This window comes from Uliginosibacterium aquaticum (genome assembly GCF_012972705.2).
Classification (GTDB): domain Bacteria; phylum Pseudomonadota; class Gammaproteobacteria; order Burkholderiales; family Rhodocyclaceae; genus Uliginosibacterium; species Uliginosibacterium aquaticum.
In genome coordinates, this window is record NZ_JABCSC020000004.1 from 259,792 (window position 1) to 283,599 (window position 23,808).

At 63.1% G+C, this 23,808-nt stretch carries 20 protein-coding genes; 6 read left to right on the top strand and 14 right to left on the bottom strand.

Features of this window, described 5'->3' with window-relative positions:
- The first annotated feature begins 66 nt into the window (after positions 1-66).
- The 5 genes from HJ583_RS16415 to HJ583_RS16435 all read left to right on the top strand — a co-directional run bounded on the left by HJ583_RS16415 (position 67) and on the right by HJ583_RS16435 (position 5,085).
- Positions 67-1,236 carry a M20 aminoacylase family protein gene (locus HJ583_RS16415; protein ID WP_170022928.1) on the top strand — a complete coding sequence of 390 codons (1,170 nt, stop codon included), beginning with the start codon at positions 67-69 and terminating at the stop codon, positions 1,234-1,236.
- A gap of 257 nt (positions 1,237-1,493) precedes the next feature.
- Positions 1,494-2,465, top strand: a complete 972-nt coding sequence (gene dctP, locus HJ583_RS16420; protein WP_170022929.1) for a TRAP transporter substrate-binding protein DctP — start codon at positions 1,494-1,496, stop codon at positions 2,463-2,465.
- 149 nt (positions 2,466-2,614) lie between these two features.
- A complete protein-coding gene (locus HJ583_RS16425; RefSeq protein WP_170022930.1) occupies positions 2,615-3,739 on the top strand; it encodes a D-alanyl-D-alanine carboxypeptidase family protein in 1,125 nt (374 codons plus the stop codon).
- Positions 3,740-3,743: 4 nt separating this feature from the next.
- A complete protein-coding gene (locus tag HJ583_RS16430; protein WP_217423469.1) occupies positions 3,744-4,094 on the top strand; it encodes a VanZ family protein in 351 nt (116 codons plus the stop codon).
- Between the two features lie 46 nt (positions 4,095-4,140).
- Positions 4,141-5,085, top strand: a complete 945-nt coding sequence (locus HJ583_RS16435; RefSeq protein ID WP_170022931.1) for an AEC family transporter — start codon at positions 4,141-4,143, stop codon at positions 5,083-5,085.
- 1 nt (position 5,086) lies between these two features.
- Here HJ583_RS16435 and HJ583_RS16440 read toward each other — a convergent pair whose 3' ends face one another.
- The 14 genes from HJ583_RS16440 to HJ583_RS16505 all read right to left on the bottom strand — a co-directional run bounded on the left by HJ583_RS16440 (position 5,087) and on the right by HJ583_RS16505 (position 22,315).
- A complete protein-coding gene (locus tag HJ583_RS16440; RefSeq protein ID WP_170022932.1) occupies positions 5,087-5,776 on the bottom strand; it encodes a DUF4197 domain-containing protein in 690 nt (229 codons plus the stop codon).
- Between the two features lie 17 nt (positions 5,777-5,793).
- Positions 5,794-6,297 carry a GNAT family N-acetyltransferase gene (locus tag HJ583_RS16445; RefSeq protein ID WP_170022933.1) on the bottom strand — a complete coding sequence of 168 codons (504 nt, stop codon included), beginning with the start codon at positions 6,295-6,297 and terminating at the stop codon, positions 5,794-5,796.
- A 3-nt stretch (positions 6,298-6,300) separates the two neighbouring features.
- On the bottom strand, positions 6,301-7,500 hold the full coding sequence (gene purT, locus HJ583_RS16450) for a formate-dependent phosphoribosylglycinamide formyltransferase (RefSeq protein ID WP_170022934.1): 1,200 nt from the start codon (positions 7,498-7,500) through the stop codon (positions 6,301-6,303).
- A 74-nt stretch (positions 7,501-7,574) separates the two neighbouring features.
- Positions 7,575-8,903, bottom strand: coding sequence for an adenylate/guanylate cyclase domain-containing protein (locus HJ583_RS16455; protein ID WP_170022935.1), 1,329 nt, complete (start codon positions 8,901-8,903; stop codon positions 7,575-7,577).
- Between the two features lie 41 nt (positions 8,904-8,944).
- Positions 8,945-9,670, bottom strand: coding sequence for a prepilin-type cleavage/methylation domain-containing protein (locus HJ583_RS16460; RefSeq protein ID WP_170022936.1), 726 nt, complete (start codon positions 9,668-9,670; stop codon positions 8,945-8,947).
- A complete protein-coding gene (locus HJ583_RS16465) occupies positions 9,667-10,965 on the bottom strand; it encodes a hypothetical protein (RefSeq protein WP_170022937.1) in 1,299 nt (432 codons plus the stop codon). The genes HJ583_RS16460 and HJ583_RS16465 overlap by 4 nt, the downstream gene beginning before the upstream one ends.
- A complete protein-coding gene (locus tag HJ583_RS16470; RefSeq protein ID WP_170022938.1) occupies positions 10,962-11,378 on the bottom strand; it encodes a hypothetical protein in 417 nt (138 codons plus the stop codon). The genes HJ583_RS16465 and HJ583_RS16470 overlap by 4 nt, the downstream gene beginning before the upstream one ends.
- Positions 11,375-11,983, bottom strand: a complete 609-nt coding sequence (locus tag HJ583_RS16475) for a hypothetical protein (RefSeq protein WP_170022939.1) — start codon at positions 11,981-11,983, stop codon at positions 11,375-11,377. Before HJ583_RS16475 ends, HJ583_RS16470 begins: the two co-directional genes overlap by 4 nt.
- A complete protein-coding gene (locus tag HJ583_RS16480) occupies positions 11,980-13,476 on the bottom strand; it encodes a hypothetical protein (protein WP_170022940.1) in 1,497 nt (498 codons plus the stop codon). Before HJ583_RS16480 ends, HJ583_RS16475 begins: the two co-directional genes overlap by 4 nt.
- Before the next feature lie 2 nt (positions 13,477-13,478).
- The gene (locus HJ583_RS16485; protein ID WP_170022941.1) at positions 13,479-14,681 is read right to left on the bottom strand and encodes a type II secretion system F family protein; all 1,203 of its coding nucleotides are present in this window, start codon (positions 14,679-14,681) and stop codon (positions 13,479-13,481) included.
- Between the two features lie 14 nt (positions 14,682-14,695).
- Entirely contained in the window at positions 14,696-16,408 is a 1,713-nt protein-coding gene (locus HJ583_RS16490) for a GspE/PulE family protein (protein ID WP_101944111.1), read from the bottom strand.
- Between the two features lie 8 nt (positions 16,409-16,416).
- A complete protein-coding gene (locus HJ583_RS16495; protein ID WP_170022942.1) occupies positions 16,417-17,556 on the bottom strand; it encodes a tetratricopeptide repeat protein in 1,140 nt (379 codons plus the stop codon).
- Entirely contained in the window at positions 17,553-19,361 is a 1,809-nt protein-coding gene (locus tag HJ583_RS16500) for a secretin N-terminal domain-containing protein (protein WP_328824928.1), read from the bottom strand. Before HJ583_RS16500 ends, HJ583_RS16495 begins: the two co-directional genes overlap by 4 nt.
- A gap of 194 nt (positions 19,362-19,555) precedes the next feature.
- The gene (locus HJ583_RS16505; RefSeq protein ID WP_170022944.1) at positions 19,556-22,315 is read right to left on the bottom strand and encodes an Rne/Rng family ribonuclease; all 2,760 of its coding nucleotides are present in this window, start codon (positions 22,313-22,315) and stop codon (positions 19,556-19,558) included.
- A 504-nt stretch (positions 22,316-22,819) separates the two neighbouring features.
- On the opposite strand from HJ583_RS16505, the gene HJ583_RS16510 reads away from it, so the two are divergent.
- Positions 22,820-23,806, top strand: a complete 987-nt coding sequence (locus HJ583_RS16510) for an RluA family pseudouridine synthase (protein WP_170022945.1) — start codon at positions 22,820-22,822, stop codon at positions 23,804-23,806.
- Positions 23,807-23,808: the final 2 nt, after the last annotated feature.

The window sequence follows — 23,808 nt, forward strand, 5'->3', positions numbered from 1 at the left end:
GGCACTACAAATCCATGCCGCAGCGCAATTCCCCGCGGCTGAAGACAGAAGCCAGGACGCTCCATCATGCAGATCCTTCCTGAAATCGCTGCACGCCACGCCGCACTGATCGAGATCCGGCGCGATATCCACGCCCACCCCGAACTCGGCTTTGAAGAAACCCGCACCGCCGATCTGGTGGCCAGCCTGCTTGAGCGCTGGGGCCTCGAAGTGCATCGCGGTGTAGGCCAGACCGGCGTGGTCGGCGTTTTGCGTGCTGGCACATCCGAGCGCTGCATCGGCCTGCGTGCTGACATGGATGCGCTGCCGATCGCCGAAGCCAATGCTTTCGCCCACCGCTCGCAGCACACCGGCTGCATGCATGCCTGTGGCCATGACGGGCATACCGCCATGTTGCTCGGCGCTGCGGAATATCTTGCTCAGCACCGCAACTTCGATGGCTGCCTGGTCTTCGTGTTCCAGCCGGCTGAGGAGGGGCGTGGCGGTGCCAACGCAATGATTGCGGACGGGTTTTTCGAGCGTTTTCCGGTGCAGTCCATCTATGGCCTGCATAACTGGCCCGGCATGCCGGTCGGCCGCTTTGGCATCACGCCGGGGCCGGTGATGGCTAGTGCGGACCGTTTCGACATTCTGATTACTGGCCATGGTGGCCATGCCGCGATGCCTAATCTGGCGGCGGACCCCCTGGTGGCTGGCGCGGCATTGGTGGGGGCGCTGCAGACCGTGGTGGCACGCAACACCGATCCGCTCGATGGCGCAGTGGTGTCAGTGACACGCTTTCAAGCGGGCGATGCCTACAACGTGATTCCGCACCAGGCCCGCCTGTGTGGCACAACCCGGGCCCTGCGGCGCGAGGTGCGCGAGGCTACCTGGCAGCACTTGCTGCGCCTGTGTGACGGGATCTCCGCAGCGTATGGCGTGAAGATCGAGGCCAAGCTCAACGAGGGGGGCTATCCACCGACCGTGAATACCCCGCTTGAAGCGGAGCATTGCCGGGCGGTGGCGACCGCTCTGGTCGGCGCGGACAATGTGGACTGGGGGCTGCGCCCGAGCATGGGGGCAGAAGATTTTTCCTGCTTCCTCGAGCATCGCCCCGGTTGCTACGTATGGCTTGGCAATGGCCCGGGCGAGGGCGGTTGTACCCTGCACAACCCGCATTACGACTTCAACGATGACAATTTGCCCCTCGGCGCGAGCTATTGGGTGCAGTTGGCTCACCATCTGCTGGCCTCTTGAGGCGGGTGCCGTAACGAATCTTTACCGATTCTGCATTTATTCCGGGTGAATGCCCGGAATGCCGCCATGGGCAAGGCTTTGCAGGCTGTTTGAAGCAATCTTCAAGCGCTTGGGTGACTCCCCAAGTGATTGTTTGAAAAGGATTTGTTCGGGATCAAGGGCGGCGTCCGTTCATCGGGAAAGGGCTTGGGGTTAACCCCTAGTGTTTGGCATACTTCGCGCACTAAGTCACAGCTTTGCCGTGGAAGGATTGCCAGATGTCCAAATCGATCGCCCGTTTGTCCCTTGCCTGCTCCCTGCTGTTGAGCAGTGCCTTTGCCGCAGCCGCGCCTGGCGCCTGGTCGCCGCAGGTCGAGGATCATCCCAGCACGGTTGCGCTGCAGCGCTTCCTTGACAGTGTGCAGACCATTACTGGCCAGCCCGCGCCGCAAATCCTGCCGATCTCGGCGGGTAAGGATCAGGCCAAGCTGCTTGAGTCGGTGCGCAAGGGTGACGTCGGCGTGGCTGTGCTGAGCGGTGGTGCGGTGGGCCGGGTGGCCCCGATGGCTGAAGTGATGCGCCTGCCCTTCATCCTGAAGAATTCGCGCCAGATGTTCAGCCTGCTCGAGGGTGAGCTGGGGCAGGATATGGAAAAGCGTCTGGCCGCCAACGGCATGGTTCTTCTCGGCTGGTACGACGGTGGCAGCCGTGCCATCTATTCGCGTGAAAAGCTCGATTCTCCTGCTGCGCTGAAACAGGTGAAGATCCGTGTGCCGGCGCGTAAGGATCTGACCAATCTGGTCAGCTCTCTGGGGGGTACCCCGCTGCAGCTGGAGTACAAGGAGGTCAACAGTGCTTTTGACGAGCGCAAGATCGATGCCGCCGAAAACGATCTGCTGCAGTACGAATCCGAAGGCCACTACAAGCGTGCCCGTTACTTCTACCTGAACAATAACCACATCGTTCAGTTCGAGGCTCTGGTGGTGTCCAAGGTGTGGTGGGATCGCCTGCCGGCCGCCCAGCGCGAGGCTGTGCGCGCAGCCGGGCAGGAGTCGGCCAAGTTCGATCGCGACATCTGGAACCAGCGTCTGGCCAAGGCCCGTACCCGCCTTGAAAAGGAAGGCGTGAAGTTCGTCGAATACGGTGACAGCAGCGTGCTGCTCTCGCGTGTGGCGGTGGTCTATCGCCCTTACATGGACAATCCGGCGACGCGCGATCTGCTCGTGAAGCTGATGACGACCCGCATCTGAGTTCTGTCTCTTTCGCGAAAAGCCGGCCTTGCGCCGGCTTTTTTATTGCTGCGACGCGGAACTCCTCACGGCTCAGGCTATCCCACCGGGAGTAAAATCGCGGCGCCCCGGGCCCGCCCCTCAATTCATTCCTGTTTTCCGGAGAACCCATGTTCCGTCGTCTGCTGCTCGCAGCCAGCCTCAGCCTTCCTCTTGCCAGTTTCGCCGCTCTGCCGCAGCCGCCTGAAGTCGCCGCGCGCAGCTATGCCATCTACGACATGCAAAGTGGCCAGATGCTGGGTGGCAATCAGGCTGACATGCGCATCGAGCCGGCCTCGCTGACCAAGCTGATGACGGCCTACCTCAGCTTCAAGGCCGTCAAGGAAGGGCGCCTGAAGCTCGACCAGCTGCTCACGCCGTCGATCAAGGCCTGGAAGCAGGAAGGCTCGCGGATGTTCGTCGACATCAAGGTGCCGGTGAGCGTGGATGATCTGCTCAAGGGCATGATCGTGCAGTCCGGCAACGATGCCTGCGTGGTGCTGGCCGAAGCGATTGCCGGCAGCGAAGAGGCTTTCGTTGCCATGATGAACCGCGAGGCGCAGCGCCTTGGCCTGGTCAACACCCATTACATGGACAGCAATGGCCTCACCGCAGCCAACCAGTACACCACCGCGGCCGATCTGGTGAAGCTCTCCGAAGCCATCATTCACGACTTCCCCGAGTTCTATCCGATCTATTCGATCAAGCAGTTCTTCTACAACAAGATCAAGCAGGACAACCGCAATCTTCTGCTCTACCGCGATCCGGATGTTGATGGCCTCAAGACCGGTCACACCGCCTCGGCCGGCTACAACCTGGTGGCCTCCAGCAAGCGTGGCGGACGCCGGGTGATCTCGGTCGTTACCGGCACCACCGGTATGGAAGAGCGTGCGCGTGAGTCGGCCAAGCTGCTTGACTGGGCCTTGCTGAACTTTGATACCCCCAAACTCTTCAGCATCGGTCAGTCGCTCGGCACGGTGGAAGTCTTCAAGGGGGCGAACCAGCATGTGCTGGCCGGTTTTGCGGCGGACCGCTACATCTCCCTGCCACGCGGCAAGGCTGCCGAGATCAAGCAGGAAATCACGCTCGAAAAACGCCTGATCGCCCCGGTGGCTGCCGGCCAGCAGATTGGCAGCGTGCGCCTCATGCTCGATGGCCAGGCCCTTGCCGAATATCCGCTCACCGCCTTGCAGGCCGTGGAGCAGGGGAGCTGGTGGCGCCGCCTGATCGACAGCATCCGCCTGTGGTTTGCCTGATCCAGTGAAAGTTTCCCCGCGCCAGGTGCTGGCTGCGCTGCTTCTTGGTCTGATGCTGCTGGCGCTGTTTGCCGGCGGAGCCCAGCCTGAGGCCGCCGGCCTGATTCCGGCGCCGTGGGACAAGCTGGCCCATCTCACCCTGTTCGCCGTGCTGGCCCTGCTGCTGCGGGGTGGCCTGGGCCTGCCCGCGTGGCTGGCGCTGCTGATCGCTCTGGGCATCGGTGCGGCAGACGAATTCCATCAGGCGGGACTGCCCGGGCGCTTTGCTGGCCTGGATGACTGGCTGGCGGATCTCGTTGGTGCCTTGCTGGGGCTGGCGCTGCTGCGCCTGTGGGGAAGACGTACCCGGGCCTGAGCGCTGCTGACGGCGTAAAATCAGGTTCGCCTCTCTGGTCGCTCCCATGCAGCTCTTCCTCGATCGTCTCGCCGCCGCGTCTCCTCTCTTTGTGCTGATCTTCGCCGGCTACGCCATCGTGCGCTGGGGGGGCTGGCCGCGCAGCGTGGCCGATGCGCTGACCCGTTTCGTGTTTGGCCTGGCCCTGCCGGCATTGCTGTTCCACACGATGAGCGACTTCTCCAAGTTGCCGGCGGTGGATGCACGTCTGCTGATCGCCTTCTTTGGCGGGGCGCTGATCGTCTTTGTGCTCGGGCGTGTCATGGCGGCCCGGATTTTTCATCTGGACGGAGTCTCCGGCTCGATCTTTGCGCTCGGCTGCATCTTCTCTAACAACGTGATGCTGGGCCTGCCACTGGCCAAGGCCACACTGGGGGACGCGGCTCTGCCCAGCGTGGCACTGGTGCTGGTATTCAATGCGCTGACCCTGTGGACCCTGGTCACCGTGTCGATCGAGTGGGCGCAGCATGGCGAGTTCTCGGTCAAAGGCTTTGCCAAGACGGCGCGCAGCGTGATCACCAATCCGATCGTGGCCGCCATCGTCTCCGGCACCCTGTATGGCCTCACCGGCCTGCCGCTGCCGCATCTGGTGGCCCAGCCGCTGGCCATGGTCGGCGCTGCTGCCACGCCTATGGCACTGGTGGTGCTGGGCATGGGCCTGGCTGAATACAGCGTGCGCGAAGGCCTGACGCAGAGCCTCACGGTCTGCCTGATGAAGCTCATCGTGCTGCCGCTGGTGGTGGGCCTGCTGGCCTGGGGGCTGGGCCTGCCGAAAATGGAAACGCAGGTGGTGGTGCTGCTCTCGTCGATGGCGATGGGCGTGAACGTCTATCTGATGTCCCGCCAGTTCAAGGTTTTCGAGGCACCTACGGCGGCCGGCATGGTGCTGTCCACCTTGCTGGCGGCGGTCACCACGCCGGTGGTGCTGACCGTGATCGAGGCGCTGGGCTGAGTCAGTTCCCCAGCGCTCCGAAGACCTTCTTCGCCAGTGAGCCAGCGGCCTGGGCGGGATTCTCGCGAATGGCACGTTCCTGTTCAGCGATCATCAGGTAGAGGCCGTCGAGGGCCTTCTTCGTCACGTACTGCTCCACGCTGGCATCTTCCGGTTTGAGCAGGCCGAAGCCGGCGGCCTTGCCCGCCAGTGAGTTGTATTGCTGGGTGATCGCCAGCTTGCCGGTGATCCGGCTGACGATGGGCTGGAAACGCTTGCTGAGTTCGGCACTGGTCTTCTCGCGGAAGTAGCGTGTGGCAGAGTCTTCACCACCGCTGAGGACGTTCTTCACGTCCTGCACGCTCATCTGCTTCACGGCGGCGAGCAGTAATGCCTGCGCTTCCGGGACGGCTTGCTCGGCCGCACGGTTCATGCTGGTCTCTAGTTCATCGATGGTCTGGCCCTGGCCCATCATGCGCAGCGCAGTCTCGGCTTTCTGCAGGTTGGCGGGCAGTTCGATGCGCACCTTGGGGTTGCCGAGGAAGCCATCTTCACGCCCGAGCTGTTTCACGGCCAGGCTTGCGCCCTGGGCCAGGGCTTCGCGCATGCCGCCCGTGGCGTCCTTGTCGGAGAAGGCGTCCAGCAGGCCGGCATGGGTGAGGCTGCTTGTGGCGGCAAGCAGAAGGTAGCAGACGAGGTTTTTGAAGCGCATGAGGGTCTCCGGAGAGCTTAGCCGCAGAGGGCAAAAGCAGGGTGAAAGCTGACGCTGCCCTGGGGGCAGGGCACGCAGGTTGTGTGAATCATGAAGTAGTCGGCCGGTACGCCGGCAAGGACCAGGCCTGGCTGTGGGCGAAAACCGAAGCGTCGGTAATAGGCCGGGTCGCCGAGCACGACACAGCCCTGGGCCCCGAGCTCGTCGAGGCGGGCCAGACCCGCCGCGATCAGCGCCTGACCGATGCCGCTGCGCTGGCGGGCAGGTGCTACCGACAGTGGCGCGAGGCCGAACCAGGCGCGCTCTTCGCCGCCGATCAGCACTTCTGAGAAGCCAATGTGACCAATGATTTCGCCGCGCTCTTCAGCAACCAGCGAGACGCTCAGCGCACCAGCTGTGCGCAGGGCTGCAATCAGCAAGTGCTCGGTCTGCTGGCTGTGGGGCTGGCCATTGAAGGCCTGCTGCGTGATCCGGCCAATGGCGTCAACATCTGCCGCAGTTTCGGGCCGGATCTGCAGCATGCTTCAGTCTGCCGCGCAGGGCTTGACCTTGTTGGCACAGGCGGTGGCGCGTGCGCGCGCCGTTTCAACATCATCGGCGCTGGCCACGGCCACCCCCATGCGGCGGCGCTCGAAGGCTTCGGGCTTGCCGAACAGGCGCAGATCCGATTCCGGCACCTGCAGGGCCGCATCGATATCTTCGAAGACGATCCCGGTGGCGTCCATGTTGCCGTAGATCACGGCGCTGGCGGCCGGGCGGTGCAGGCTGGTGTCCACCGGTAGGCCAAGGATTGCGCGGGCATGCAACTCGAACTCGGAGAAGCGTTGTGAGGCCAGCGTGACCAGACCCGTGTCATGCGGGCGCGGGCTGACTTCGGAGAACCACACCTGTTCGCCCTTGACGAAGAGTTCCACGCCGAAGAGGCCACGGCCGCCCAGCGCGGTGGTGACCTTGTCAGCGATCTCGCGCGAGCGGTGCAGAGCAACGGGCCGCATGGCTTGCGGCTGCCAGCTCTCGACATAATCGCCCCGTACCTGCACATGGCCGACCGGTGCGCAGTAGCTGGTTTCGATTTCGCCCCTGGCATTGCTGGCGCGCACGGTGAGGAGCGTGATCTCGTAATCGAAATCGATGAAGCCTTCAACGATCACCCGCCCGCCCTTCACGCGCCCGCCGGTGGCTGCATATTCCCAGGCCGCGTCTACATCCGCTTCGCTGCGGATTACGGACTGACCCTTGCCGGAGGAGGACATCACTGGCTTCACCACGCAGGGATAGCCAACCTGGCGGATCGCGGCGCGCAACTCATCGATCGTATCGGCGAACGCGTAGGGCGAGGTGGCGAGCTGAAGTTCCTCGGCCGCCAGGCGACGGATGCCTTCACGGTTCATGGTGAGCTGGGTGGCGCGTGCGGTGGGCACCACCACCGCGAGGCCATCAGCTTCGATGCGCGCCAGCTCGTCGGTAGCGATGGCTTCGATCTCAGGCACGATGATGTGCGGGCGTTCGAGTTCAACCAGCGCGCGCAGGGCCTGGGCATCGGTCATGTCGATGCTGTGCCAGCGGTGGGCCACCTGGTGGCCGGGGGCGTGCGGGTAGCGATCCACGGCGATCACCTCGCAGCCGAAACGCTGCAGGGCGATGATGACTTCCTTGCCCAGCTCACCCGAGCCGAGAAGCATGACACGAGTAGCTGAGGGGGAGAGGGGCGTGCCGATATGCATGGTGCTTGGAACTCGGAGAGGGGAAAGGGAAGGCGGGATTTTACCTGCGCGGCCGATGGCGGGGCAGGTCTGCCTCAATCCACGCCGCTGACGTCGATATCGAGGGTTTCAAAGCGCGATGTGCGGGGCGATTTGCCCTTGTCGCTGCCGCGACCGAGCAGGCGCCATACGCTGACCATGCCCTTGCCTTTGAGGCGCAGGGTGACCGGGTCTTCGAAGATGAAGCGGTACTTGAGGCGGGCGAAGGTGGTGGAATCGCACTGGATCATGCTCGGGTGACTCTCGCCCGTGATGCGGCTGGCGAGATTCACCGTGTCGCCCCACAGGTCGTAGATGAATTTCTTGCGCCCAACTACTCCGGCGACTACCGGGCCGGTGCCGATGCCGACCCGGATCTGCAGATTGCGGCCTTGCAGGGCGGAGTCTTCGGCTAGCCAGTCACGCATGTCCAGAGCCAGTTCAGCGATCGCGCCGCAGGGATCGGCAAGGCTGGCGTTGAGGCCGCCGGCCACCATATAGGCATCCCCGATGGTCTTGATCTTTTCGAGGCCGCGCGCCTCGGCCAGTTCGTCGAACTTGCTGAACACGTGGTTGAGCACCTTGAACACCTCGTCCGGCGGCAGGCCGGCGGCGAGCTCGGTGAAATTCACGATGTCGGCAAACATTACCGACACCTCGGCGCAGCCATCGGCAATCGTCTCTTCGGAGTTCTTCAGGCGCAGCGCGATTGGCGCCGGCAGGATATTCAGCAGCAGGCGCTCGGAGCGGGCCTGCTCCACAGCCAGGCGGGCATGGGCCTCTTCGAGCTGGCCCTGAGTCTTGCGGCGCTCGGTGATGGCAAAGCGCAGGCACAGATAAACCATGCTGGAGAGCGTGGCGAAGTTGAGCGCAAAAAACAGAACAGAGACCTTGCGTGGAACACCGCTGGCGGGCCCCCCCAGATCTGCCAGCACGTAATCGGCAGCGCCGGTGAGCAGGGTGAAAATGACGTAAGCGGCAAACCAGGGCAGCGACTCACGCGCACCCACGCAGAGCAGGGCGCAGACCGGCGCCAGCACGCCCCACAGGATCAGGCCGGAGGCGGCGACAGAGTCACCCAGGGCCCATTGGGCCATGAAGGGGAAAAACAGCAGCACGCTGAGCAGAACGGTGCGGAAAACTTCGAAGTTGCTCCAGCGCGCGTAGATCAGCATGTTGGCCGCGATCACCAGTTGCAGGCCGAAAGGCAGGCTCGAAGGCAGCTGCGGGCCGAGCAGCCAGTAAATCAGGAGCCACAGGCCGGACGCCAGACTGACCAGACCGCTCACCAGCGCCAGCAAACCCTTCTGCAGGCGCAGCTCGTCGCTATCCCCCGGGTCGATACCGGCGGTGCGAAGGCGGTGGAGGAGGCTGGCAGAACTCATCAGGGCGCTATTCTCGCAGACTTGCCTGTGACCAGTCTTGCTCAGGGTGACGCGCTGGAGTTGGCCGCACTGCTGGCGCTGCTCGAAGTGCTGTCGCTGAGGCTGAAACCGGCGTCCATCAGCTGCTTGAGTACGACGTAACGTGACACGTAGAGCCCCTGATCGTCAAAACTATCTGACTGGGTTCGCAGTACCACGCGCAGCGGGGTGCTGAAGCCGGCCGAGCGGTTGCTGATCTCGTTGGTATCGGTGGGCGTGCTGCGCAGGGTGTTTTGCACGCTGATGGCGCCATTGCCGTTGGCGCCGTGTGACCACAGGGCAAAGGCCACCGCATCGGTGGCGGGGTCGTTGCTGTCGAGCACAACAGTGATATTGCCCACACTGGTCTTGCCCGGCGTCACGGTGAAGTTGTTTGAGACTTCGTAGCTCAGGTACTGATCCCACGCGTCCAGCCCCTGAACACCCAGGGTGCGCCAGGGCAGCAGGCCACGGCGCAGGTCGCCGCTGCAAGTGCTACGGGCCGCGCCGAAGCTCGCGCCGCCCATCTGGGCTGGATCTGCCGGGCAGGGCAGGGCCCCCTGGGCTGCCGCGTAAGCCAGCAGAGCCTGTTTGGCTTCGAGCAGGGCTGCCTGGGTCTGGGCAAAGCGGCCGTGTTCGGTTTGGATGCGCAGCGTCAGCAGTGCACCGGCTGAAAGCAGGGTGATGATCAGCAGCGTGATGGCCATTTCCGCTAGCGAGAAACCTGCAGCTGAACGGGCTGAGGTCATTGGCAGAGCGCCTTTCGGGGGGAGTCACTGTTCAGGGAGATGCTGCAGCGGTAGCTAGCAGGATCACTTGCATCAAGCTTGATCGAGAGCTTCGGGGTGCTGCCGGTGCTGTCGTAGTTGATGAAGCGGTACCAGTCGTTGGCGCAGAGCCAGAGTGGTGTCTGAGTTGAGTCGCTGTCGTAACAGCCACTGCCGCTATCGACCTCGGCAAGCGTGGTCGTGCTGACACCATTCTTGATTTTTGTTTCAGTGAGCGTCATGCCGCCGAAGGCAGTGAAGTCAAAACATGCCGGGTTCTTGCTGCGCAGCGTGGCCAGTGTGCCAGAGCTGCTTGCCGGGATGATCTTGTCGATGGATTTTGTGCTGCTAGCACTGCAACTGCCGATCTGAGTGGGGGCTGGACTTGTATCTGTGCCGGTCTCATTGGCTAGCCGCTCCAAAACTTCGCGCAGCAACGGTTTCATGATGTCTGCACGTGTCACGGGAAGGATCACATCATTGCTGCACTCTCCACCGATCTTGCTGCTGTCCGTGATGGCACTACGCGGCATGCATTTGCCGGTGCTGGTATTGAGGGCGGTGACGCTGGCTGAGTCGGCATAGTAGGAAATACTGCCGCTATCCTTGCCGGCTGCATTTCTGGTGTCGCCCAAACCCTCCAGAAAGGCTTTGGCCTTGCCGCTAGCGCACGGAGTAACGGGGGTGCGGGAATCGGCCTGTGCCAGGAGGGGAGCGCCTGGGGCTATCAGCAGAGCCATGACCGGTTTTCCATTGACCTGTATGACGGACTTGGTGTCGGGGTTGATAGGCGCTTTGTCACCGGTGTCTTTAAGTCGCTCGGTCACATTCATCGAGCGGAATACAGGGCTGATGGCGTACCAGACGCACTCATCGTTCGCGTCTTTGGCTGCGGTTTCACTGCGGCTGCTGTTCAGTACGGGGAGATCCCTATAAGGGAAGCGGCCTGCCGTCAGGGCTTCACTGGGGCTGCAGAGCAGGTTACCCCAGCCGCCTAGCGCCGGCGTGCCATCTGCACCGATGCCGTTGTTGTCGGTGTCCGGGCAGGGCATGGCGCCAGGGTTGGCTGCCTGACTTTTTCCGCCGAACACAGCCCGGTCAATCAGACGCATGCGGGCTTCTTCAAGCGCTTCGAGCTGACGGCTGCGCAGATCACTAGTGCTGCGTTGGGCAAAGTCCTGCAAGGGGGAATTGACGGCACTGACCGTCCAAGCTGCTCCAAGTGCGAGCAGCAGGGCGAGCATGGCAAGCAGGATGTAGCCACGCTGCTGTTTCATGGCCGGATCTGCTCCGGTGCCGGAACGAGCTGGATGCGCTCACCAACCTTCAGTTCCCGCGTCTTTCCTTCGCCCACGAAGACGCTGGCCGAGCGCTCGCCGAGCGCGGCGACTGGAGCGCGATCGTGATGGGCGCGGCCGTTGATCCATACCGTGCTCTGGCCCCCGCTGCGGCGTACGATGCCTTGCAAGGTGATGCTGTCTGACTCCTGCTCTTCGCCAATGCGGGCATTGCGACGGCGCAATTCATCCAGGATGGCGCGTTGCTGGCGGCTGTGGAAGAGGCGGCCGATCCCGTTCTCCTGCGTACTGCTTTCCGCTGTGGCCACTGGCTCAGCGTCGGCGGGCCTGGTTCCGAACAGGGCAAGGCTGGCAAGCAGGGCGGAGAGCAGGAGGGGGCGAACGCGGTTCATGGTTCTACGGTGGCTGGCGGTGTGATGCTTATCCAGTCTAGCGCGCATTCGGCGTGCAGACCGCCTCCATCCCCTCCCGTACGGATATTGTTGCGCACAAGCAAGCAGCGCTGCGGGTGGAGGAGTACGTCCGGCCGGGTGGCGAGGCGCTCGAGAAAGGCCAGCAGATCGCCTTCGTGGAGCAATTCGAGGCTCAGTTTCATCTGGCTGGCCTGCAGGTTGAAGAGGCCGGCGGCGTCAATTTTGCCCAAGCTGCGACGGGGCGCTAGGGTGAATTCCGGTGGCGGCAGACGCAGGGCGAGGGCTGCTGAGCGTACGCCATTGGCCCACTCGAGACGGTTCTCCGGGCCGATCAGACCTTGTTGGCGCAGGGTTTCAAAGCGTGTGATGGTTTCGCGCAGCAAGGCTTCATCGCGGCTGGTTGCGAGATAACGCTCATGCAGCTGGCGTGCTTCGTCGCGGGTGCTGGCGTGGCTGGCACGGGCATTGGCCTGGCTATGCCGGGCAGCCCACAACAAGGTGGCGCCGAGGGTGATGCAGATGAGGGCGACAAGGAGGCTTCCGCCCAGATGGCGCAGGGCGAGGCGCTGCAGTTCGGCGTTCATGGCCGCTCCTTGCTGATGGCCAGACGCAGTTTGAACTCGGGGCGTTTGCGCAGGGTTTCGGCGTCGCTGCGCAGGGTCTTGTCTGATTCCGCGTCAAAAGGTTGCTCTTGCAGTACGAGTTCGTTGACGCGCGGGCGCAGATCGGCAAAGAAGGCCTGGATACGCTGCAGGGCGGTGCGCGGGTCGGATGCGGCCGCCACAGGAAGAGCCGCGCTGATGTTCAGTACCAGGCGGGCCGGGCTTGTGGTGCTGGCGGCATCTCCCGCGTCCCACTCGAGTTGCAGTAACTCGATGTCCGGAAAGCGTTCAAGGCTTTTCGAGAGTGGGAGCAGTGCGGCTTGCGGCGGGATTGCTCGGGTGTGCAGACGAGCTTCGGCTTCGACCACGCTACGCAGGCTGTCGAGTGGTGCGGGCTGCGCCGGCAGGCTGGCAAGCAGTTGCTGGTAGCGCAGGTTTTCGCTCTGGATCTCGGCGAGGAGCTGGCTGCGCTGCTGCTGCAGTTCGCGCCCGTCCATGTAGTGCTTGAGTGCGCTGAGCCCGAGTGCGAGGCCGGCCAGCACTCCGAGTGCGAAGATCAGCTGACGGGCTTGGCGGAAGCGATGGATGCGGCGGCTGGCCTCCGGCGCCAGCTGGGGGGCGCGGCTTTCGCGCAGGGCGAGGCGCATCAGCAGCGGCTGGCTGTCGGAATTGGTGAGCTGTTCGCGATGGCCGATGGCTTGGCACAGGGTGTTCAGATTGACGAGATGGAATTCGAGCTGGGCCGCCTGCTCGACGGCCGCCAGCAGCGGAGCGAAGTCCTGGCGAGCAAGCAGCAGCCATACCGGCAGCCGGGTGTTACGGGTGATCCAGCGCTGGCCGCTGAGGTACTGAAGTGTCTTCTGGGTTTCGCGCAGACAGGCTTCGCCCCAGCTGGAAAAGTCCCCCTCCGGTGCCGGCGAGAGGCGCGAGAAGCGCAGGCTGCCTTGCTCGAAATAGGTTTGGCGGATACCGGCCCGGCAGAAGCTGACGATCAGGCCTTGCGGTACTTCTGGGCGCAGGAGGCCAAGCAGGGCCTGAGTCAGCAGCGCCGGGGTGTAAAGGGCGTTCAGCGCCGCTTCGCGGCCTTGGAGCTCGGTCAGCCACGGATCGAGCGCGCCCGGGCGGGTGATGCCGGTATAAAGGATGCGCTCGTCGCGCCGTCCCTCCCGTTCGCGTCCCAGCGAGAGGCTGGTGACATAGGGGGAAGCATGGAATTGCTGGGCCAGCTTGCGGGTGATGAGTGCCTTGCGATCGCTCCCGGCGACATAGGGAATACTGTCGTTCTGGAAGCCTTCGTCGGCCAGATTGGCAAGCAGGGTGTGGGTGGTCTTGTCTGCCGTCTGCAGCCACTGCGAGAAGGTTGCCACGCCCTCGGCGCCCGTTGCATGGCGGGCGACGAAGGCCAGACGTCCGCCAGCGCTACGGTAGCTGGTGAGGCCTTCCTGATCGAGGTAGTGGAGGTAGCGGGTGAGCATGCTCAGAACTTCATCTTGGTGATGACATCGTAGATCGGACCCAGCACCGAGAGGGCTACCCACATCATCAGCCCGCCCAGCAACAGGATCAGCAAGGGTTCAAGCATGGCCTGCAGATTGGCAATCGATTCACGCACATCGCGCTCGTAGAAGTAGCTCACGTTCCGCAGGGCCTGATCAAGCGAGCCAGTGTGCTCGCCTACCCGCAGCATCCTCACGACCAAGGGTGGGAAGATGCCGGTGGCGGCGAAAGCCATGGTGACATTCTGCCCTTCGGCGATGAGTTGTTCCACCCGCTCCAGCGCGTCGCGCAAGACGCGATTGCCGACCACGTCCTGCGCCACCCGGATAGTGTCGATGATGGAAATGCCTGATGCATACATCATGGCAAACAGGTTGGCAAAGCGCGAGAGGATGATCTTGCGGTAGACGTTGCCGACGATGGGCAGGCCTAGCTTGAAGGCATCCCAGCGGCGGGCTGCATCCGGGCGGGTGCGGATCAGGGAAGCAAGGATCACCACCAGGCTCGCCAGGGTGGCGAGGATCAGTGGCCACCAGTTACTGACGATGCGTGAGGTGCCCATCAGCAAACGGGTCTGCAGGGGCAGGGCAACGCCGGTGGAACGGAACAGCTTGGCGAGCTCCGGTACGACATAAACCATGGATACGAACACCGCCAGCAGAGTGACCGAGAGCACGAAACCGGGGTAGATGGTGAGCTTCTTCACATAGGAGGAGAGCTCGTCCTCGCGTTTGAGCGCTTCGTTGAGTTCGCGCAGTACGTCTGGCAGATTGCCGCTGGTTTCACCGGCGCGGACCAGCGAGCAGAACACCGGATCGAAGACATTGCCTTGTTCGGAGAGCGCCTGCGAGAGGCTGCGGCCGCCTTCGATGCTTTCGACGAGATTGGCGATCACTGCGCGCATGCGCGGATGGTCGGTGGAGTCGCGCAGATCAATCAGGGCTTCGATCAGCGGCACCCCGGCGCGGGTGAGCTGTTCGAGGTGAAAACAGAACAGACTGCGCTCGCGTACCGGCATGCGTCCGAGCCCGCTGGCCAGGCTGTGGCGCGCTGGCGAGCCGTTAATCAGATCCAGCTCCATGCGCTTGAGGCGCATCTCGAGGTCGACCAGATTCAGGGCTTCGATCTGACCCTGCACCAGACGCCCACCGGGGTTCATGGCTTTGTAGGCGTAGAGGGCCATGCAGTTTGCCTGTCTCAGTGCTCGGCGCTGAACATGCGCTCGGTGAGGTCGACCACCCGGGCGAGTTCTTCGAGCGTGGTGAGACCTTCGAGCACGCGGCGGATGCCATCCTCGGCCAGCGTACGGAAGCCCTTGGCTCGCGCGGCATTGCGGATTTCACGGAAGGTGGCGCGGCGGGCGATGAGCTCGTCGATATCCGCGTCCATGCGCATCAACTCCATTACCGCCATGCGCCCGCGATAGCCCTGGTAGTCGCAGTGCGGGCAACCAACGGCTTCAAACAGGCTGTGCACTGGGCGCTCCATCGCGCCGAGGAGCTTCAGTTCGTAAGGCTCCGGCGTACGTGCGCGGCGGCAGTGCAGGCACAGCTTGCGTACCAGGCGCTGGGCCACCACGCCGATGATATTGCCGGCCATGATGTCCGGCAGGATGCCGATGTCGAAGAGGCGTGGAATCGCTCCGATAGCCGAATTGGTGTGCAGAGTGGAATACACCTGGTGGCCGGTCATGGCGGCGCGAAAAGCCATTTCGGCGGTGTCCTCGTCGCGGATTTCGCCGACTAGGATGACATCCGGATCCTGACGCATCATCGAGCGGATGCCATTGGCAAAATCCAGCTTGCTGGTTTCCGATACCGATGTTTGACGGATCATTGCCATCGGGTATTCGACCGGGTCTTCGAGGGTCATGATGTTGATGCCCTCGGAGTTGATGTGATTCAGGATCGAGTACAGGGTGGTGGTTTTGCCGCTGCCGGTGGGGCCGGTGAACAGGATGATGCCTTCCGGGCGGGCGATCATCAGTTTGAGCATGTCCAGCTGTGGATCTCCGAGGCCCAGGCGATCCAGCGGTACGATGCCCTTCTGGCGATCGAGGATGCGCAGCACGATGTTCTCACCGTGGATCGTGGGCTGCGCCGAGACGCGAAAATCCACTGGCCGGCCGCGCACGTTGAGTGAGATACGGCCATCCTGCGGCGCGCGTGTCTCGGCAATGTTCAGCCCGGACATGACCTTGATGCGCACAGCCATCGCTGACCAGTAGGACTTATGCAGTACGCGTATCTGGCGCAGGATGCCGTCGATGCGATAACGCACACGCAGGAAGCTGGCTTCTGGCTCGAAGTGAATGTCGGAAGCGTCCCGTTTGACTGCATCCGACATCAACGCGTCGATCAGGCGCACGATCGGCTGGTCGTACTGGTCGCTGGCGGCCAGCGAGCGGTAGTCAATCTCGCCGGTCTCGATTTCGGTGAGGATGCCGTCGATCGAGAGCTCAAAGCCGTAATACTGATCGATGGCATGCGCGATCTCGTTCTCGCCGGCCAGCAGGGTTTCGATGCGTGCTTCTTCGGGCAGCAGGGCGCGCAGTTTGTCGAGCGCGACGATGTCATCCACGTCTGCGATCGCGATAGTCAGCTGACGGGCTTCCGGATCCCAGCGCAGCGGCAGCAGGCGGTGGCGTTTGGCCAGATCTTCCGGGACCAGTGCCAGCGCATCAGGGTCGGCAATTGCCCGACCAAGATCTACCCCTTGCTTGCCGAGAGATTCGGACAAAGCATCGCGCAGTGCGGCTTCGGAGACGAAACCTAGTTGCACCAGCAGCTTGCCGAGTGCGAGGTTCGAACGATTCTGCTCGTGCAGGGCGATGCGCAGCTGATCATCGGTGATCACGCCATGCGAGATCAGCAGCTGGCCCAGCGGTTGATGGTGAAGCGGAGTCGTCATGCGGGAGCTCAGGGGGTGGCAGGCTGAGCCGTGTCGCTCAGGCTGCGGGCACGCTGGCGGGCCAGGGCTGGGTCGAAGGCGATCATGCCGGGGCGACCGGCATTAGCGGCCTGTTCGTAGTAGCGGGCGGCCAGGCGCGGTTGTTCGAGGTGATCGAGAGCGACCGCGAGGTTGTAGAGCGTGTCAGCATTGCGCTCGTCCAGCGTATGGGCCTGGAAAAAGGCTTGCTGAGCTTCCACCCAGCGTCCTTGACGTGCGTACAGGCTGCCCAGTGCAAACAGCGCAGGAGCGGACTCTGCTTGTTCGGCGACCAGGCTGCGCAGGCGGCTTTCGGCCGTAACCGGATCACCTTCGGCATAGAGCAGGGCCAGCTGGCTACGTGCCTCAGCATCCTTGGGGTCGGCCTGCAGCGCCTGGCGCAGCAGGCGTTCGGCCTCATTGCGCTGCCCGGCACGTAGGGCGATCAAGGCCTGGGCATTGAGGGCGCCAAGGTTGCGCGGCTCCTGACGCAGGATTTCGCCGAAACGCTGGTAGGCCTCGGTGAGACGGCCTTGCTCGTAGGCCTCGTGCGCCTCCTGCAGCGGGCTGCGGGAGGCTTGCGCTGGCGGTGTGGTACGGCGGATCGAGCCAGACTCCAGCGTCGGCATCTGTGCCGCAGGCGAGCCGGGCGGTGGGTTGGTCACTGCCATCAGAGCTGGCGGGCTGGATTCGTCCCGGGCCGGCGGCGGCGTTTCACGTGGGGGCTGCGGGACTGACGTAGCGGCGCTTGAAACCGGTGCAATCATTGGCGGCTGGGCGGCGTTCAGACCAGGACCGGCTTGGATGCCACCGGGCTGGCTGGTGGCCCACCACAGGTAGAGCGCACCGATGGCAAGCGCCAGCAGGCCGCCACCAGCCAGAATCAGCGGCACATGATTGGGTCTGGGCTGCTTGAGTTCAAACAGATCCTTGATGGCCTCGCGTGGCGGTGCGCCGGCGCTGGCGGAGGGCGTTCCGGTCGGGCGTGGCGGAACCGGTCTGCTGACGCTGAGAGGGGGCGCGGCGGTCTGCTCTTCCAGACGCAGTTCGGCAGAAGAGTCCGGCAGACGCTCGCCAGCATTGCGCTGAGCGTTTTCGGCCTGGCGGAGGGCGTCGATCAGCAGACTCACTTGCCCGACTCCGGCAGGGTCAGCAATCGCGGTCCTGCCTCCTGATTGAAGAAGCGCTCGTTCGGCTGGCTTGCGGCCAGATTGCGATAATCTCCTTCGAGACTGGCGCTGCGGATGATCGTGGGGCGTACGAAAATGACCAGCTCGGTTTTCTTGAAGGTGTCGTTGCGGTTCTGGAAAATATTACCCACTGCTGGGATGTTTGCCAGGCCCGGTACGCTGGAGTCATCGTTGTTGAGTGCGTCTTCCATCAGGCCACCCATGACGGCGATATTGCCGTTGTTGATGCGCATCACTGAATCGAATTCGCGTGAGCGGATCAGCGGGATGGTGTTGGTGACCGTGATCGAGCTGTTGATCAGCTGAAGCGTAGGGTCGGTCTTTTCACCGATCACGCGCGACATGCTCGGGCGGATATTCAGGGTCACCGAGTCGTCATCGCCCACCAGCGGGGTGATGGTCAGCACTAGCCCCACCGGTACCGAGTGCAGGGTGGAGGTAATGGTGGTGCGGCCAGTGGAGGTGGCGGTGGTGTCGGTGGTTTCGCTCTTGTAGGTCCAGTAGATGCTGTCATCCACGACCTTCATCACCGCTGTCTGATTGTTGAGCACAGAGAGCTTGGGGCTGGAGAGCACCTTGACCGTACCGAAGGTCTCCAACAGTTTCACCGCGCTGGTGAAGTTACCGCCAGACGAGGTGTAGCCCAGCTCCATGGTGGGCGTCGTATTGACGCCGGTAAAGACGCCGACCGCTTGCTGCACGACTTTTAGCCCGGTGTCGAAGACGTTGAGGGCGCTCCAGTCGACGCCTTGCTGGTAGTTCTGGGTCAGTTGCACTTCGGCGATGGTGGCTTCGATCAGCACTTGGCGCTTGGCGCTGTTCATGACCTTGTCGAGGAACTCCTGAACCTTCTCCTGCTGGCGTGATGTCGCGCGCACGGTGAGAACCCCTGTCTCAACGTTGGCGATGACGGATGCGGCTTCGCGGAAGGTGACCACTCGCTCCGTGGCGGCGGTGACCGTATTGGTATCGCCCGCGGTCCGCGCGAGATTGCCGGTTGGCTTGGTGGTGCTGGTGACCTCACGTCGCGTCGTGCTGCCCTGGGTGTCCACCTGGATGCTGCGCTCCATGGTGCCTTCCGGTAGCAGCTTGTCTGTTTCGCGCAGCAGATCCTTCACGTTCTGGATCAGCGATTCCCAGAATCGATTCTTCGAAATGTTCTGGATACGCGCATAGGAGCCGCTGCCACTTCCACTGTTTTGTGCGGAGGTGCTGTCGTCCGAGCCGCCGATGCTGGTGGCCGAGCCGATCTGGGAGGCTACCGAGACCGTACTGTTGGTCTCGCGCGAGAGATTCACATAGTCGATCTTGTAATTGCGTAGGAAAGGCGAGTCCGGCAGCACCGCCAGATTCTGGCCGTCCAGTTCGTAACGCATATCTATCTGGCGCGAGATGCGGGTGAGAATCTGCGGCAGGGTCTGGTCAAGTGCGTTGAGTGTGACCGTGCCTTCGATCCCGGGATGGATGTCGATGTTCACCCGGGCATCGCGCGCCAGTGCAAACAGCAAATCTTGGGCGCGCACGTTGTTGACCACCACCGAGTAGGTCTCCTGCTTCTTTGTCGGCTTAGGGGCCGGTAGCGCAAAGCTGCGCACTGCGGGCGGAGGAACATCGCCTGCAGGGCGATTTTTTTGTGCTTCGCTGGAGAGGTGTGGCGCTGTTTCCAGCTTGACGCTCGGCGTGGAAGTGCAGGCGCCCAGCAGGGCGCTCAGTAGCAGGGCCGTAGCGCGGGCAGGGTGTGTCACGCGAGGTTTTCCCATGTTGTCGACTTGGCTCCGAATCTTAGCGCAATTCATGCCACGGACCGTGGGCCGTTCGGGCGCCTTGCAGGTATATGAGCCTCTTGGGTTAGGTGGCAGCGATCTGGGCGCAGCTGAAAGTGAAAAGGCCCCCGTTTCCGGGGGCCTTTTCAGTTCCTGATGCAGATTGAGCGAGCGGTTTAGTCCCGGGTTTCGACCTGTTGCAGGGGTTCGTCAGCGGCTACCTGGCGCGGCTTGCGACGGCGCGGTGCCACGACCGGCAGCTCCTCCTGCACTGGGGCAGGGCGGGGGCTGTCGGCTGCGGTCTCCACCATCTGCAGCTCGGCGGCTTCTGCAGCTAGCAGGGCCTTCAAGTCGATTTGCGGCGCTGCCGGCCGGACGGGAGCGGCGACCGGGGCGACGGGCACTTCGATGACTGGCTCGGCTTGGGGCTTTTCCACCGCGACGGCAGCAGGCGTTGCGGTCGGAGCGGGTTCGGCGATAGCGACGTTAGCAGGCTGCGGCTCGGCTGCCAGGGCAGGCGCTTCGATCACGACCGGGGCTGCAGGCGCAGCCACCACTTCGGTAGCAACTTCTGCGACTACCACCTGGCTGGCGATCGGCGCGGTGAGCACTTCCTCGGCTTGAACTTGTTGCTCGTTGCCTTCAACCTGAACTTCGGCTGCTTCGCTGTCGTTGCGGCGCTCACCACGGCCACGGCCACGGCGGTTGCGACGGTTGCGGCCTTCGCGTTGCTCGGCAGACTGGGCTTCCGGAGCGGCCGATTCAATCGCAGTCACTTCCGTACTGACGGCAGCTGCGGCAACCACAGTTTCGGCGCTGACGCTCTGGGCTGCCTCACGCTGCTGTTGCTGGCGCTCGCGGCGTTCCTGGCTGCGCTCGCGACGCGGCTCATTGCGCTCGCCGCGCTGTTCGCCGGCTTCACGGGGCTGCTTCGGCACGGCTTCGCTGCGCTCCTTGTCCTGACGCTCGGTACGTTCGCCACGTTCGTTGCGATTGCGTTCCTTGTCCTGACGCTCGCCACGCGGCTCATTCCGGCTGCGTTGGCCTTCCTTGCGTTCGCCTTGCTGCTCGTCACGGCTCTTGCCGCGCGCCGCCTGTGCTCCTTCTCCACGCGGTTTGCGCTCACCGCTGCGTTCGCCGCGGTTTTCGTCACGACGACGGCCATCGCCGCGGCGCTCGTTGCGACCTTTTGGGGTCGGTGCCGGTGCAGCCGGCACTTCGGCATCGCCATTGAGCCAGTCAAGAATGCGGCGGAAGAATCCCTTGCCCTCGGTCTTTTCGGCGGCTTTGGTGGCGGCCGGACGCGGTTCGCTGCTGACTGGTGCGGGCTGGTCAGGGGTGATGCCCTTGATGGCAGCTTCCTGGCGTTGCGGTCTGCCTTCGGTATTGGCCGAGGGCGGCGTGTAGGTGGCGTCCGCGGGCATGGAAGCCATCTTGTAGCTGGGCAGGTGACTGTCTTCCTGATTCAACTGGTCGTGGCGCAGGCGCACGATTTCGTGGGCTGGCGTTTCCAGGTGACGATTCGGGATGATCAGCAGATTCACCTTGTGGCGCAGTTCGATCTTGGCGATGTCGACGCGCTTTTCATTGAGCAGGAAGGTGGCGACATCCACCGGAACCTGGGTGTGCAGGGCACCGGTGTTTTCCTTCATCGACTCCTCTTCGAGGATACGCAGGATGTGCAGTGCAGCCGACTCGGTCGAGCGGATGTGGCCGGTGCCGGTGCAGCGCGGGCAGGTGATGTAGCTGGTCTCGGCCAGGGCCGGGCGCAGGCGCTGGCGCGACAGCTCAAGCAGGCCGAAACGGCTGATCTTTCCGGTCTGTACGCGGGCGCGGTCGAAACGCAGCGCATCGCGCAGGCGGTTCTCGACTTCGCGCTGGTTGCGCGGGTTTTCCATGTCGATGAAGTCGATCACGATCAGGCCGCCCAGATCGCGCAAGCGCAGCTGGCGGGCCACTTCATCGGCGGCTTCAAGGTTGGTGCGCAGCGCGGTGTCTTCGATGTCCGAACCGCGCGTGGCGCGGCCCGAGTTCACGTCGACCGACACGAGGGCTTCGGTGTGGTCGATCACGATGGCGCCGCCCGAGGGCAGGTTGACCTGACGGCCGTAGGCCGATTCGATCTGGTGTTCGATCTGGAAGCGCGAGAACAGCGGCACGTCGTCGTGATAACGCTTGACGCGATTCACGTTGGACGGCATGACCGTGCCCATGAAGGCGCGGGCCTGCTCATAGATCTCGTCGGTATCGATCAGGATCTCGCCGATGTCCGGCTGGAAGTAGTCGCGGATCGCGCGGATCACCAGGCTGCCTTCCTGATAGATCAGGCCGGCACCGTCCATGTCCTTCACGGCGCCATCGATGGCACTCCACAGCTGCAGCAGGTAGTTCAGATCCCACTGCAGCTCTTCGGCGTTGCGACCGATGGCGGCGGTGCGGGCGATCAGGCTCATGCCACCGGGCACTTCGAGTGCATCCATGACTTCGCGCAGCTCGGCGCGCTCGTCACCCTCCACACGGCGCGAAACACCACCGCCACGCGGGTTGTTGGGCATCAGGACGAGGTAACGGCCGGCTAGCGAGACGTAGGTGGTCAGCGCTGCGCCCTTGTTGCCACGCTCTTCCTTCTCGACCTGGATGATGATTTCCTGGCCTTCGCGCAGAGCTTCCTTGATGGAGGCGTTGCGGTCCGCGCCTTCGCGGAAATAGGAGCGCGACACTTCCTTGAACGGCAGAAAGCCGTGGCGCTCTTCGCCATAATCGACGAAGGCGGCTTCGAGACTGGGCTCGATGCGGGTGATCACGCCCTTGTAGATATTGCTCTTGCGTTGTTCCTTGGCAGCCGATTCGATGTCGAGGTCAATCAGTTTCTGACCATCAACAATCGCAACGCGGAGTTCCTCGGCCTGCGTTGCATTGAAAAGCATTCGCTTCATTTATTTCTTCTCCCGCGCGCTAAAGCGGGCAGGGCAAACCACCGTCTCCTCCTTGCGGAAGAAGCAGCTAACTCAACTTGTAGGGAACAACAAACTGCTCTTCATGTGTTCTTGTGCAAGGAGTGAATCGGGTCTGCCTTACGACACCCTGAGTCGCTGGTGCGGAGCTCAAAGTGTTCCAGTCTGGTTCGCGTTCGCGCGCAAAATGGGTCGATCAATCAAATGGTTTGGGATACCATCGACCGTTTTATCCGGTCGATCATGTCCTCGCGGCGCCTGTCGCGCAGATGGGCGGGTGGCCGGCTCAGCTCGACCTGACCGCATCTGCGCGCCGGAATACTCAACGGCGCCAACCACTATCGGCCGGAGCGCGCGAGGCATATTGATAGCCTGGGGCGCTGCAAACAAGCCGGAGGGGCGAAGCAGACTGGTCGGGCAAGCCGTGCAACACGGACGACCCACGGGGCAAAGCCCGCGAAAACGAAAGCAATATAACTGAAACCCATGACTTTAGGCAAAGACAGCGGCGGTGCAGCAAGCGGTAACCCGGCCGTGCGTAGGGTGACGGTGGGCGAAGAGGATGCCGGTCAGCGCATCGACAATTTCCTTCTGCGCGAATGCAAGGGCGTGCCCCGAAGCCATATTTACCGGGTTTTGCGTAGTGGTGAGGTGCGTGTGAATGCAGGCCGAATCAGTCAGACCTATCGCCTGCAGGTGGGTGATGAGGTGCGTATCCCGCCCATTCGGGTAGCCGAAAGAGCGGCGCCGGCACCGCTGGCCGCTGCGGCGCGGCATGAGTTCAATGTGGTGTTTGAGGATGAAGCCCTGCTGGTGATCGACAAGCCAGCCGGGCTAGCCGTGCATGGCGGCAGTGGCCTGAGTTTCGGCCTGATCGAGCTTCTGCGTCAGCAGCGGCCTCAGGCGAAGTTTCTTGAATTGGCTCATCGTCTGGATCGTGAAACCTCCGGTCTGCTGATCGTGGGCAAGAAGCGTACGGCGCTCAATGCGGTGCAGGACGGCATGCGCAATGGTGAGCTTGAGAAGCGCTACCTTACGATGGTGGCGGGGCGCTGGCAGAATCCGCTCCAGCATCTCAAGTCGCCGCTCTACAAATACCTGACAGCTGATGGCGAGCGGCGCGTGATGGTGCGTGAGGATGGAAAACCATCCCACAGCGTGGTGCGCCTTGTGCAGCGCTGGCAGAAATTCAGCCTGCTTGAAGTGGAACTCAAAACGGGCCGTACCCATCAGATCCGGGTGCATTTGCAGCACGCAGGCTTTCCCCTGCTGGGCGATGACAAATATGGTGACTTCCCGCTCAACAAGGCGCTGGCAGGCGAGGGGCTGGCGCGCATGTTCCTGCACGCAGCCTTGCTGCGCTTTCGTCACCCGGTGTCTGGCGAGATGCTGGAGTTGAAAGCCCCGCTGCCGGCCGAGCTGGCGGCGTTCGTGCGTCATGTTGACGCTACCCAGGACAAGGATTTCGGCTGAAA

Excerpts from the sequence above, each read along its gene's own strand:
- HJ583_RS16415 (WP_170022928.1), top strand. The coding sequence starts at position 67 with ATGCAGATCCTTCCTGAAATCGCTGCACGCCACGCCGCACTGATCGAG.
- dctP (WP_170022929.1), top strand. The coding sequence starts at position 1,494 with ATGTCCAAATCGATCGCCCGTTTGTCCCTTGCCTGCTCCCTGCTGTTG.
- HJ583_RS16425 (WP_170022930.1), top strand. The coding sequence starts at position 2,615 with ATGTTCCGTCGTCTGCTGCTCGCAGCCAGCCTCAGCCTTCCTCTTGCC.
- HJ583_RS16435 (WP_170022931.1), top strand. The coding sequence starts at position 4,141 with ATGCAGCTCTTCCTCGATCGTCTCGCCGCCGCGTCTCCTCTCTTTGTG.
- HJ583_RS16440 (WP_170022932.1), bottom strand. The coding sequence starts at position 5,776 with ATGCGCTTCAAAAACCTCGTCTGCTACCTTCTGCTTGCCGCCACAAGC.
- HJ583_RS16445 (WP_170022933.1), bottom strand. The coding sequence starts at position 6,297 with ATGCTGCAGATCCGGCCCGAAACTGCGGCAGATGTTGACGCCATTGGC.
- purT (WP_170022934.1), bottom strand. The coding sequence starts at position 7,500 with ATGCATATCGGCACGCCCCTCTCCCCCTCAGCTACTCGTGTCATGCTT.
- HJ583_RS16455 (WP_170022935.1), bottom strand. The coding sequence starts at position 8,903 with ATGAGTTCTGCCAGCCTCCTCCACCGCCTTCGCACCGCCGGTATCGAC.
- HJ583_RS16460 (WP_170022936.1), bottom strand. The coding sequence starts at position 9,670 with ATGACCTCAGCCCGTTCAGCTGCAGGTTTCTCGCTAGCGGAAATGGCC.
- HJ583_RS16465 (WP_170022937.1), bottom strand. The coding sequence starts at position 10,965 with ATGAAACAGCAGCGTGGCTACATCCTGCTTGCCATGCTCGCCCTGCTG.
- HJ583_RS16470 (WP_170022938.1), bottom strand. The coding sequence starts at position 11,378 with ATGAACCGCGTTCGCCCCCTCCTGCTCTCCGCCCTGCTTGCCAGCCTT.
- HJ583_RS16475 (WP_170022939.1), bottom strand. The coding sequence starts at position 11,983 with ATGAACGCCGAACTGCAGCGCCTCGCCCTGCGCCATCTGGGCGGAAGC.
- HJ583_RS16480 (WP_170022940.1), bottom strand. The coding sequence starts at position 13,476 with ATGCTCACCCGCTACCTCCACTACCTCGATCAGGAAGGCCTCACCAGC.
- HJ583_RS16485 (WP_170022941.1), bottom strand. The coding sequence starts at position 14,681 with ATGGCCCTCTACGCCTACAAAGCCATGAACCCCGGTGGGCGTCTGGTG.
- HJ583_RS16490 (WP_101944111.1), bottom strand. The coding sequence starts at position 16,408 with ATGACGACTCCGCTTCACCATCAACCGCTGGGCCAGCTGCTGATCTCG.
- HJ583_RS16505 (WP_170022944.1), bottom strand. The coding sequence starts at position 22,315 with ATGAAGCGAATGCTTTTCAATGCAACGCAGGCCGAGGAACTCCGCGTT.
- HJ583_RS16510 (WP_170022945.1), top strand. The coding sequence starts at position 22,820 with ATGACTTTAGGCAAAGACAGCGGCGGTGCAGCAAGCGGTAACCCGGCC.